The organism is Variovorax sp. OK605, from assembly GCF_900115445.1.
Lineage (GTDB): Bacteria > Pseudomonadota > Gammaproteobacteria > Burkholderiales > Burkholderiaceae_C > Variovorax.
Window position 1 is genome coordinate 192724 of sequence record NZ_FOWL01000010.1, and the last position, 11785, is coordinate 204508.

The 11785-nt window shown below is 70.1% G+C and carries 10 protein-coding genes; 5 read left to right on the forward strand and 5 right to left on the reverse strand.

Features of this window, described 5'->3' with window-relative positions:
• Positions 1 to 2: 2 nt before the first annotated feature.
• From BM013_RS25800 to BM013_RS25810, 3 genes are all read right to left on the reverse strand, one after another.
• Positions 3 to 722: an amino acid ABC transporter permease gene (locus BM013_RS25800; protein WP_093130503.1), complete on the reverse strand. Its 720-nt coding sequence runs from the start codon at positions 720 to 722 to the stop codon at positions 3 to 5.
• A 34-nt stretch (positions 723 to 756) separates the two neighbouring features.
• Positions 757 to 1587, reverse strand: a complete 831-nt coding sequence (locus BM013_RS25805) for an ABC transporter substrate-binding protein (RefSeq protein WP_093130504.1) — start codon at positions 1585 to 1587, stop codon at positions 757 to 759.
• A gap of 99 nt (positions 1588 to 1686) precedes the next feature.
• Entirely contained in the window at positions 1687 to 2583 is an 897-nt protein-coding gene (locus tag BM013_RS25810; protein WP_093130505.1) for a dihydrodipicolinate synthase family protein, read from the reverse strand.
• A 105-nt stretch (positions 2584 to 2688) separates the two neighbouring features.
• On the opposite strand from BM013_RS25810, the gene BM013_RS25815 reads away from it, so the two are divergent.
• The 5 genes from BM013_RS25815 (at position 2689) to BM013_RS25835 (ending at position 10093) form a co-directional block, all read left to right on the forward strand.
• On the forward strand, positions 2689 to 5700 hold the full coding sequence (locus BM013_RS25815) for an FAD-dependent oxidoreductase (protein WP_093130506.1): 3012 nt from the start codon (positions 2689 to 2691) through the stop codon (positions 5698 to 5700).
• Between the two features lie 31 nt (positions 5701 to 5731).
• Positions 5732 to 6979 carry a M20/M25/M40 family metallo-hydrolase gene (locus tag BM013_RS25820; protein ID WP_093130507.1) on the forward strand — a complete coding sequence of 416 codons (1248 nt, stop codon included), beginning with the start codon at positions 5732 to 5734 and terminating at the stop codon, positions 6977 to 6979.
• Positions 6980 to 7000: 21 nt separating this feature from the next.
• Complete coding sequence (locus BM013_RS25825; protein ID WP_093130508.1) at positions 7001 to 7735, forward strand: amino acid ABC transporter ATP-binding protein; 735 nt, start codon at positions 7001 to 7003, stop codon at positions 7733 to 7735.
• Between the two features lie 69 nt (positions 7736 to 7804).
• Positions 7805 to 9433 carry a peptide chain release factor 3 gene (locus tag BM013_RS25830; protein WP_093130509.1) on the forward strand — a complete coding sequence of 543 codons (1629 nt, stop codon included), beginning with the start codon at positions 7805 to 7807 and terminating at the stop codon, positions 9431 to 9433.
• Positions 9434 to 9439: 6 nt separating this feature from the next.
• A complete protein-coding gene (locus tag BM013_RS25835; protein WP_093130510.1) occupies positions 9440 to 10093 on the forward strand; it encodes an SIMPL domain-containing protein in 654 nt (217 codons plus the stop codon).
• Positions 10094 to 10102: 9 nt separating this feature from the next.
• On the opposite strand, the gene BM013_RS25840 is transcribed toward BM013_RS25835, so the two are convergent.
• Both BM013_RS25840 and BM013_RS25845 read right to left on the reverse strand, forming a co-directional pair.
• Positions 10103 to 10906 (reverse strand): ABC transporter permease, encoded by an 804-nt coding sequence (locus BM013_RS25840; protein ID WP_093130511.1) that lies wholly within the window; start codon positions 10904 to 10906, stop codon positions 10103 to 10105.
• Positions 10907 to 10953: 47 nt separating this feature from the next.
• Positions 10954 to 11730 (reverse strand): ABC transporter permease, encoded by a 777-nt coding sequence (locus BM013_RS25845; RefSeq protein ID WP_093130615.1) that lies wholly within the window; start codon positions 11728 to 11730, stop codon positions 10954 to 10956.
• Positions 11731 to 11785: the final 55 nt, after the last annotated feature.

Below are 11785 nucleotides of genomic sequence, written 5' to 3' on the forward strand. Positions count from 1 at the left end.
GTCTAGCGCTGCTCGAGCGCGGGTTCCGCGGGCACCACCGGCGCGCTCGCATTGCCGTAGGCGCGGCCGTAGTGGCGCTCGATGCGCCGCTGGATGAAGTCCCAGGCGGTGGTCATCAGCAGGTAGTAGATGGCCGCGACGACGAACAGCTCGAGCACCATGAACTTCTCCTGGATCAGCACCTGGGTGCGGCGCAGCAGCTCCTCCATCGAGATCACCGAGGTGATCGAGGTGGTCTTGAGCAGCCCGTTGATGCTGTTGCCCAGCGTCGGCACGATCAGGCGCATGGCCTGGGGCATGACGATGTAGCGCATGGTCTGCGCGCTGCTGAAGCCCACGGCGCGCGCCGCGTTGGTCTGCCCGGCGGAAATCGACTGGATGCCGCCGCGCACGATCTCCGCCAGGTAGGCGGCCTCGTTGAGGATCAGGCCCAGCAGCGCCGACTCGATCACCGACAGCTTCAGCCCGAGCTGCGGCAAGCCGGTGTAGATGATGATCAGCTGCACCAGCAGCGGCGTGCCGCGGAACACCCAGATGTAGAAGTGCGCCGGCCCGGCCACCCAGCGGCGGCTGGACAGGCGGGCCAGGGCCAGCGCGCACCCCACGACCAGCCCGCCCGCGATCGCAGCGAGCGTGAGCCACAGCGTGGTGACCGCGCCGCTGAGGATGTACGGATTGAACAGATAGTCGATGAACCCCGACCAGCTCCAGCCTTGTCCCATGAACGTTCCTTCGTGTGCTCGGTGACGGCGCGGCTCAGCCCGCCGGGCCCTTGACGGCCACGGCGCCGTCGACGGCCTTCACGCCGTACTGGTCGAACAGCTTCTGGAAGCTGCCGTCGGCCTTCATGTCGTTCATGACCTTGGCCATCGCGGCGGCCAGGTCCTTGTTGCGCGAGGCCAGCGCCACCGGCGTGGGGAACAGGCCGTGCAGCACGCGCTCGAAGTCGCCGCGCTTCTGGTATTCGGCGCCGGTCGAGTCGATCGACAGGGCCACGTCGACCTGGCCCGCACGCAGCGACTGGAACGCCATGGCGAAGTTCTCGAAGGTGCGGATGGTCATGCCCTTCATGCCCTTGTCGGTGAGCGCCTTGTCGAGCTCGCGCGCCTTGCGCTCCTCGAAGCCGCCGAGCTCCACGCCGATGCTCTTGCCCGACAGGTCTTCGGGCTTGGCGATCTTCAGCGGGTTGCCCTTGGCGGTGCTGATGCTGATCGCCTGGTCTTCGTAGATGAGCATCTGCATCAGCTTGGCGCGCTCTTCCGTGTAGAAGATGCCGGTGTTGATGACGTCCCAGCGCCCGGCCTGCAGGCCGGGGATCATGGCCGAGAACTCGATGCGCACGTACTCCGGCGTGAGGCACAGGCGCTTGGCGATCGCCTCGCCGAGCTCCACGCGCATGCCCTTGAGCGCGCCGGTCTGGTCGACGAACTGCATCGGCGGCAGCGTCGGGTTGACCGACATGGTCAGCGTGCCCTTCTTGACGAGGGCCGAGTCGGGCACCGGCGACTTGCACGCCTGCGCGTTCGCGGCGCCCGCGCAGAAGATGAAGAGTGCCGTTGCCGACGCGAGAGCGGGGAGCAGTTTCATGGTGAAGTCCTTCAGGGAATGAACGAGGCGACGAAAGGGAAAGGCAGGAGCCAGGAGGCAGAAGGCAGAAAGCAGGAGGGGGTGCGGCGGCGCCGGCCCTCAGGCGCGGATCGAGTCCAGCAGGTCGAGGCGGGCCAGTTCGCGGCGCAGGTCCGCCACGTCGGCGTCGGGCAGCGGCAGGCGCGGCGCGCGCGGCTTGCCCACCGGCAGGCCCATCATCGAGAGGCCGTCCTTCGAGGCCGCCACGTAGCGGTGGCCGCCCACCCAGCGCACGATCGGCAGCATCTGCTTGTAGAGCGCCAGCGCCGCGGGCATGTCGCGCTCGTCGGCCACCAGCTCGAACAGGCGCGCCGACATCTTCGGAATGAGGTTGGAGCACACCGCCACCCAGCCCTGCGCGCCGAGCCAGAACGACTCGTAGCCCAGGATGCCGGCGAACACGGTCATGCGGTCGCCGCACAGCTCGATGATGTCGCGCACGCGGGTCACCTCCAGCGTCGACTCCTTGATGTACTTGCAGTTGTCGATGCGCGAGAGGCGCGCCACCAGCTCGGGCTTGAGGTCGACGTTGGCCGTGGCCGGGTTGTTGTAGACCATGATCGGAATGCCGATCGCCTCGCCCACCTTGCGGTAGTGCGCGAACAGCTCGTCGTCGGTGGGCGTGCTGTAGAACGGCGGAATGATCATGACGCCGTCGGCGCCCATGGTCTCGGCCTCGCGGCTCAGCCGCACGCACTCGTCGGTCCACTCCGCACCGGTGCCGATCAACACGGGCACGCGTTTTGCAGCGGTGCTCACGCAGGTTTCGATCACCAACTGGCGCTCATCGGGCGTCAGCGACAGGAACTCCCCGGTGCTCCCCAGAGGGATCAGCCCGTGGATTCCCTCCTCGATTTGCCAATTGACCAGCTTCTTCAGTGCCGGCACGTCCACGTGCAGGCCGTCGTCGGTCATGGGGGTGATGAGCACCGTATAGGTGCCTCGGAACGCTGTCATGGGGCAGTCCTTGGAAAATTCGATGACGAAGTATACGTATACGTGTAGTATACGTATACATTCAATCGCGTCAACGCCGTTTTCCGTTTTCCCTCGCACCTGCCCATGAGCGCCAGACTGACCCACCCTTCCATCACCCCGGCCGGGCGCCCCGTGCGCTTCTGGTACGACGGGCAACCGGTCGAAGGCCTGGAAGGCGAAACCATCGCGGCGTCGCTGGCGGCCGGCGGCATCAAGGCGATGCGCCACACCCGCGGCGGCGAGCGCCGGGGTCTTTATTGCGGCATGGGGGCGTGCTTCGACTGCCTCGTCACGGTCGACGGACGGACCAGCCAGCGCGCCTGCCTCACGAAAGTGGCCGACGGCCAGCAGGTGCGCTCCACCCCACCGGCCGGCACCGCGGAAGACCCGCTGCAACCGCTGGCACCCGCCGCCGGCGCCGAACCCGCCCGGCTGCAGGTCGACGTGCTGGTGATCGGCGCGGGCCCGGCCGGCCTGTCGGCGGCGCTTTCGGCGCGCCGGGCCGGCGCCGGGGTGCTGGTGCTCGACGAACGCCTGGAGCCCGGCGGCCAGTTCTACAAGCCGCTCGCGCCCTCGCACCGCTCGGCCACGCCGGCCGACCGCCAGTTCGCGCAGGGTCTCGCGCTGGAACACGACGTGCGTGCCGCTGGCGTCACCATCGCCCAGGGCGCGCAGGTGTGGGCCGCCTTTTCGCCGCGCGAGGTCGCGGCGCTGATCGACGGGCGGGCCCACGTCATCAACTGCAGGCAACTGGTCATTGCCCCGGGCGCCTACGAGCGCCCCGTGCCCTTCCCCGGCTGGACCTTGCCCGGCGTGATGACCACCGGCGCCGGCCAGACGCTGGCTCGCGCCTACCGGGTCGCCCCGGGGCGCCGCGTGGTGATCGCGGGCAACGGACCGCTCAACCTGCAACTGGCGGCCGAGCTGCTCGCCGGCGGCGCCAAGGTGGTTGCCGTGCTGGAATCGGCCGCGCGCCCGTCGCTGCGCCAATGGCGCGACCTGCTGGCCTCGGCGCGCACGGCACCCGACCTGCTGCGCGACGGCTGGCGCTACCTGCGGCAACTGCGCGCGCACGGCGTGCCCGTGCTGTGGGAGCACACCGTCGTGGCGGCGGAAGGCGAGGCCGACGAAGCCGGCGTCACCAACGGCACCACCGGCCTGCGCGCCGTGCAGGTGGCGCGGATCGACCGCCAAGGCCACACGGTCGCCGCGACGGCGCGGCGCCTAGAGGCCGACACGCTGTGCCTGGGCTACGGCTTCATTCCCTCCACCGAACTCGCGCGCATGCTGGGCTGCAAGCACCGGCTCGCGCCACGGCATCTGGGCCACCTGGCCACCGTCACGCTGGAAGACGGCGCCACCAGCGTGCCCGGCGTGTACGTGGTGGGCGACGGTGCCGACCTGGGCGGCTCGCGCGTGGCCCTGGCGCGCGGCACGCTGGCCGGCACCGCCGCGGCGCGCAACCTCGGCCTGGCCGCTGCCGCCGCGCCGGCCGGGTCCAACGGGCTCGCCGGGCCCACCGAGACGGAGACGATCTCCCACCTGCGCCGGGCCGAGTGCTTCCAGCAGGCGCTGTGGTCGCTCTACGCGCCGCCGCCCGTCACGCTGGCGGCGGTGCCCGACGACACCCTGCTGTGCCGCTGCGAGGAGATCACCTTCGGCTCGGTGCGCGAGCAGATCCGCGCCGGCAGCGACACCCTGGCCGCGCTCAAGCGCAACACGCGCCTGGGCATGGGCCGTTGCCAGGCGCGCTACTGCGCCGCCACCGCGGGCCGGCTGCTGGCCGAGCTCACGGGCCGGCCACCCGAGGTCGAGCAGTACTTCGCCCCGCGCCCGCCGGCCAAGCCGGTGCCGGCCGGCGCGCTCGGTTTCGAGAAACCCGAGTGGGGCGGCCACAAGCCGGCCATCACGCCCAACCTCGCGCGGCCCGTGGAGCACGCGCCCTTCGCGCCGCTGCGCACCGACGTGCTGGTGATCGGCGCCGGCGTGCTCGGCTCCTGCCTCGGCTACTACCTGTCGAAGGCCGGGCAGGACGTGACGGTGGTCGACCGCGACGACATCAACCTGCAGGCCTCGGGCGCCAACGCGGGCAGCCTGCACGTGCAGCTGCTGTCCTTCGATTTCGGCGCCAAGGCGCAGGAGGGCGGCGGCCCGGCCGCGGCCACGCTGCCGCTGGGGCCGATGTCGGTGCGCCTGTGGCAGGAGATCGAGGCCGATTGCGGCGAAGACCTCGAGATCAAGATCACCGGCGGCCTCATGGTCGCCGACAGCCAGGCCGGCATGCGCTTCCTCGAGGCCAAGGCCGCGCTGGAACGCAGCCACGGCATCGACGCGCAGGTGATCGACGGCACCGACCTGCGGCGCCTGTCGCCCGCGCTGTCCGGCGAACTGCTGGGCGCGGAGCTGTGCTCCATGGAGGGAAAGATCAACCCGCTGCGCGCCACCTACGCGGTGGCTCGGCGCGCGCAGCAGCAAGGCGCGCGGATGCTGCGCGGCTGCGACGTGCAGGCCATCGAGGCGCTGCCGGGCGACGACGCGGGCTACGTGGTGCGCACCTCGCGCGGCGTGATCCATGCCGGGCGCATCGTGAACGCGAGCGGCGCGTGGTCGAGCGCCATCGGCGGCATGCTGGGCGTGACGGTCCCGGTCAAGGGCGCGCCGCTGCAGATGATCGTCACCGAGCCCGCGCCGCCGCTGGTCGACCACCTCGTCGCGCATGCCGACCGGCACCTGAGCCTCAAGCAGGCGGCCAGCGGCGGGCTCATCGTGGGCGGCGGCTGGACGGCCGCCTTCCATGAAGACATGCGCCTGAACCGCGCCGAGCGCGACAGCATCGAAGGCAACCTGTGGGTGGCCGCCCGTGTGCTGCCCGCCGTGCGCGGCCTGCACATGGTGCGCTGCTGGGCCGGCATGAACGTGAACATCGACGGCGCCCCCATCCTGGGCGAGGTGCCGGGCCGCCCCGGCTTCTTCAACGCCGTGACCTCCAACGGCTACACGCTCGCGCCCGTCACCGCGCGGCTCGTGACCGACCTGATCGTGCACGGGCGCACCGACGTCGACATCAGCCCCTTTCGCATCGACCGCTTCCTCTGAACGCCACGACCGCCTGACCTTCATCACTGCCATGACCGACTCCACTCCAGCGCGCGACACCCTGCGCCAATTCATCGACACCCACTTCGACGAGCAGGTGCGCACGCTCGCCGAGCTGGTGCGCTGCCCCTCCGACAACCCGCCCGGCGACTGCGCGCCGCATGCCGAACTCACGGCGCGCCTGCTCGAGGCCATGGGCTTCGAGGTCGAGCGCCACGCGGTGCCCGCCGAGTTCGCGGCCGCGCACGGCATGCGCAGCGTGACCAACCTGATCGTGCGCGAACGCTTCGGCGACGGCCCGGTGGTGGCGCTCAACGCGCACGGCGACGTGGTGCCACCGGGCGCGGGCTGGAGCGTCGACCCCTACGGCGGCGAGGTGCGCGACGGCTGGCTCTACGGCCGCGGCGCCGCGGTGTCGAAATCGGACTTCACCACCTACGCCTTCGCCATGCGCGCGCTCAAGCACCTGGCGGCCTCGGGCACGCCGCTGGCCGGCACGGTCGAGCTGCACCTGACCTACGACGAGGAAACCGGCGGCGTCACCGGCCCCGGCTGGATCCTGTCCAAGGGCCTGAGCCGGCCCGACTTCGTGCTTTCCGCCGCGTTCTCGCACCACGTCGTGGTGGCGCACAACGGCTGCCTGCACCTGGAGGTCGTGGTGCGCGGCACCTCGGCGCACGCCGCCCGGCCCGACACCGGCCACGACGCCATCGAGGCCGCGGCCACCCTGCTGCCCGCGCTCTACCGCTACCGCGACGGCCTGGCCGAGCGCCCCTCGCTGACGCCCGGCATCACCCATCCCACGATGGTGGTCGGACTGATCGGCGGCGGCATCAACACCAACGTGGTGGCCGACGCGCTGAGCCTGCGCATCGACCGGCGCATCGTGCCCGAGGAATCTCCCGAGGCCGTGGAGGCCGAACTGCGCGAGGTGATCGAGGCGGCCTGCCGCCCGCTGCCCGGCATCTCGGTGGACATCCGCCAGATCCTGCTGGCCCGCCCCTTCGCGCCCGCGCCGGGCGCCGACGAACTGGCGGCGCTGGTGTGCCGCGAGGCCGGCGAGGTCATGGGCAAGCCCGTGACGCAGATCGGCGTGCCGCTGTACACCGACGCGCGCCTGTACAGCGAGGCGGGCATTCCCACGGTCATGTACGGCGCCGGCCCCGAGTCGCTGCTCGAGGCCAACGGGCACCGCGCCGACGAGCGCGTGCCGCTGGACGAACTGCGCAAGGCCACCCGGGTGGTCGCCAACACCCTCCACCAACTCCTGACGCGCTGAAAGGCGCCGCGGCGAACGCCCATGATCGACATCAGCCATGTGAACAAGAGCTACGGCGCCTTCCAGGTGCTGACCGACTGCAGCACCGAGATCCGCAAGGGCGAGGTGGTGGTGGTCTGCGGGCCTTCGGGCTCGGGCAAGTCCACGCTCATCAAGTGCGTGAACGCGCTGGAGCCGTTCCAGCAGGGCCGCATCACCGTCGACGGCGTGTCGGTGGGCGACCCCAGGACCGACCTCAACAAGCTGCGCGCCCGGGTCGGCATGGTGTTCCAGCACTTCGAGCTGTTTCCGCACCTGTCGATCGAGGAGAACCTGTCGATCGCGCAGCTCAAGGTGCTCAAGCGCCCGGCCTCCGAAGCCCGCGCCGCCTCCATGGCGCTGCTGCAGCGCGTCGGCATGCGCGCGCACGCGCACAAGTTCCCCAGCCAGCTGTCCGGCGGCCAGCAGCAGCGCGTGGCCATCGCGCGCGCCCTTGCCATGAACCCGGTGGCCATGCTGTTCGACGAGCCCACCTCGGCGCTCGACCCGGAAATGGTCAACGAGGTGCTCGACGTGATGGTCGAGCTCGCGCGCGACGGCATGACCATGATGTGCGTCACCCATGAAATGGGCTTTGCGCGCAAGGTGGCGAACCGGGTGATCTTCATGGACCGCGGCCGCATCGTGGAGGACTGCGCCAAGGAGGAATTCTTCGGCAATCCGTCGGCGCGCTCGGACCGCGCGCAGCAGTTCCTGTCGAAGATCCTGCAGCACTGAAGCCGCTGCCGGGGGCGGGTTTGGGGCGGCCTTCTAAAATCGGGGCAATTCCCCTGCAGATTGCCCACCTTGTCTTTTCTCGCCGAAACCCGCCGCCGTCGCACCTTCGCGATCATTTCCCACCCTGACGCCGGCAAGACCACGCTGACCGAAAAGCTGCTGCTTTTCTCCGGCGCGATCCAGATCGCCGGTTCGGTGAAGGCGCGCAAGGCCTCGCGCCATGCCACCTCCGACTGGATGGAAATCGAAAAGCAGCGCGGCATCTCGGTGGCCTCGTCGGTCATGCAGATGCTGTACCGCGACCACGTGATCAACCTGCTCGACACGCCCGGCCACAAGGACTTCTCGGAAGACACCTACCGCGTGCTCACCGCCGTCGACTCGGCGCTGATGGTGATCGACGCGGCCAACGGCGTGGAAGCGCAGACGCGCCGGCTGATCGAGGTCTGCCGCCAGCGCGACACGCCCATCATCACCTTCGTCAACAAGATGGACCGGGAAGTGCGCGAGCCGCTGGACATCCTGGACGAGGTGGAGCGCGAGCTCGGCATGCCCTGCGTGCCCATGACCTGGCCCGTGGGCCAGGGCAAGAGCTTCCGGGGCATCATGAACCTGCGCACGCAGACGATGACGGTGTTCGAGTCGGGCAGCGAGCGGCTGCCGCACGACTTCGAGACCATTGCGCTGAGCGAGCGCGAAGCGCTCACCAAGCGCTTCGGCGCCGACTTCGAGAGCGCCATGGACAGCATGGAGCTCGCCACCGGCGCCTCGCCCACCTGGGACCGCGAGGCCTTCCTGGCCGGCAAGCAGACGCCCGTGTTCTTCGGTTCCGGCGTGAACAACTTCGGCGTGATGGAAGTGCTCGACGCGCTGGTCGACCTGGCGCCGCAGCCGCAGTCGCGCACCAGCACCACGGTGGTCAATCGCCAGCCGGTGGTGAAGGAGATCCAGCCCGAGGACAAGGACTTCGCGGGCGTGGTCTTCAAGGTGCAGGCCAACATGGACGCCAACCACCGCGACCGCATCGCCTTCGTGCGCATGGCCTCGGGCAAGTACACGCCGGGCATGAAGCTCAAGGTGCAGCGCACCTCGAAGGAACTGCGCCCCACCAGCGTGGTGACCTTCATGAGCCAGCGCCGCGAGGCGGTGGAAGAGGCCTACGCAGGCGACATCGTGGGCTTCACCACGCACGGCGGCGTGCAGCTGGGCGACACCATCACCGACGGCGCGAGCCTGCAGTTCACCGGCCTGCCCTTCTTCGCGCCCGAGCTGTTCATGACCGTCATCCTGAAGAACCCGCTGCGCACCAAGCAGCTGCAGCAGGGCCTGGCCCAGCTCGGCGAGGAAGGTGCCATCCAGGTGTTCCGCCCCGAGGTCGGCGGCCCGATGCTGCTGGGCGCGGTCGGCCAGCTGCAGTTCGAAGTGGTGCAGCACCGCCTGAAGGCCGAGTACGACGCCGACGTGCGCCTCGAAGGCTGCCAGTACACCGGCGCGCGCTGGATCACGGCCGACACCCCGGCCGAGCTGCGTGAGTTCGTCAATGCGTACCCGGTGCGCATGGCCAAGGACGCGGCGGACACGCTGGCCTTTCTGTGCACCTCGCCGTACGACGTGCGGCTGGCGCAGGAGCGGTTCCCGAAGATCCACTTCCATCCGCTGCGCGAGCATGCGGGCTTGGCGTTGCAGAGCGCGGGCTGAGCACCGATGGAAACCTATATCCAGGTCGCCGGCTTGGGCGACCTGGTCGAAACGGTCGTCGAGCAGCGGGCCACGCTGACGATCACCGTCAAGGCATCGAAGACCGAAGTGGCGCTGGCCGAAGCAAGCAGCCTGCGCAACGACGCGATCCGCACGCTGAAAGAGGCGGGGCTGACCTCTGACGAAATCTCCGAAGGTGGACGCGACGCCTGGCAGCCCTGGTACCTGAAACGCAGCGTGGGCCAGGAAGTGGCGCACCGCGTGCTGATCGCCTGCCGGGAGACGCGGCGCCTCTATCAAGCGCTCGATGCGCTCGAGCCGCTGTTCACGAACGCGCGCTACACGATGAGCGTCGACATGCAGCAGCCTTGCTTCGAGGCACCGGAAGGCGCCGAGACCGCGGCACGCACCGCGGCCATCCGGCAGGCGCGCGGCAAGGCCCTGGTCCTGGCGGAAGAAGCCGGCGTCACGCTGGGCGCGGTTGCGCAGGTCGAGGAGCTGGGTTCGCAGGCACAGAACTCGGGGGCCTACGGCGACTACCAATGGGCGTCGGCAGGCGGTGCCGCGGCATCGATGGGCGGAGACGACAACTTCGAGGAACTGGGCGGCGCCAAGCGCACGCGCACGCTGCGCTACCGCGTGCGATTCCTGATCGGCTGAGCGCCCGGCTCAGCTTCCGGTGGACGCATAGCGGCGCAACCCGAAGCGCCAGGCCCCGAACGCCGCCGCAAGGAACAAGAACCCCGCGAGCGGCGACACCCAGCCCGTCCACCCTGGCGCCCCCAGCGGATCGGGCTTGCCCAGGATCGCCAGCACCGGGTAGTACGCCACGCAGGCCAGCGGCACCATGAAGGTCAGCACCCGGCGGAACCACTGCGCATACAGCGCCAGCGGAAACTGCGCCGCCTGCACGCCGCCGTAGGTCAGCACGTTGGCGACCTCCAGGCTTTCCACGGTCCAGAACGACAGCGTGCCCTGCAGCACGAGGATGCCGAGGAACAGCGCCACGCCGCCGGCCAGCGCGAACAGCGCGACGGCCACCGCGCCGGGCGTCCAGGCGATGCCGGCCTGCGACGCGCCGAAGGCCAGCACCAGCGCGCCCTGTAACAGGCGGCCCACGCGGCTGATGCGCAGGTCGTGGCCCATCAGCTGCAGCGCCAGCGGGCGCGGGCGCAGCAGCAGCCGGTCGAACGCGCCGGTGCGCAGGAACTCGGTGCCCAGCACGTCGAAGCCGCGGCCCAGCGCATCGGCGATGGCGAACATGCAGTTCACCAGGCCGTAGAACACGGCCACCTCGCCCAGGGTCCAGCCTTGCACCTCGCCGAAGCGATGGAACAGCGCCCACACGGCGACCACCTCGATGCCGGTCGCGAGGAACTGCCCCAGCGTTCGCATCAGCGCCGAGGCGGGGTAGTGCGCCTGGCCGCTGAGCGACGCCCCGACGAGGCGGAAGAAGAGGCTCAGGGAATTCATCCCGGCGCCTTCTCTGCGCCATGCGTTCTCGGGCAGCAAGATTTCATCTAGCCCCCCTGCACTTCCAGCTTGCGCATCGTGCGCCCCATGGCCACATGGCCGAACCCGACAAGCACCACGATCCAGAAGCACTGCAGGCCCAGGCCGACCAGCGCCTGCGGCCCGCTCATCAGCCCGAAGTACAGCCGCGCGGGAATGTCGACCACGCCGGCGAAGGGCTGCAGCAGCAGCGCCGTCTGCCACGCGTCGGGCAGCAGCACCAGCGGCAGCAGGTTGCCCGAGAACACGATGACGACCGGGCCCGCCAGCGCGTTGATGCCGCGCTCGTTGAGCGCCGCGGCCGTCGCGATGTTCAGCAGCATCACCATCGAGGTCGACAGCAGCAGCGCGAGCACGCTCGACGCCAGGAACGCGACCCCGGCGGCCACGCTCGACGGCGGCTGCCAGGCCCAGTCGCCCAGGCCGGCCAGCGGCAACGCGACCGCGGCAAAGGCCGCCATCAGCACCAGGCGCGGCAGCACGCGCGCGGCGATCCAGCCCGCGCTGCGCACGAACCACAGCGCATAGGCATCGACCGGCCGCAACCGGTCGTAGGCCACGGCGCCGGTGCGCACCGCCTGCGCCACTTCAGGGTCGCCGAGCCACGGCAGCAGCGCGAGCAGCCCCTGCGCGAGCCAGGAGTAGGTGATGGCCTGCGCGAGCGACATCGGCGCACCGGCCACCGACGCGCCGCCGTAGAACGCGGCGAGCACCATCACCTTGATGCCGCCCCACCAGCACTGCGTGACAAAGCCCGCGAGCGCGGCGGTGCGGTACTGCAGCATCTGCAGGAAGCGCGACGCGAAGGCCGCGACGTAGGGGCGCGCCAGCTCGCGCAGG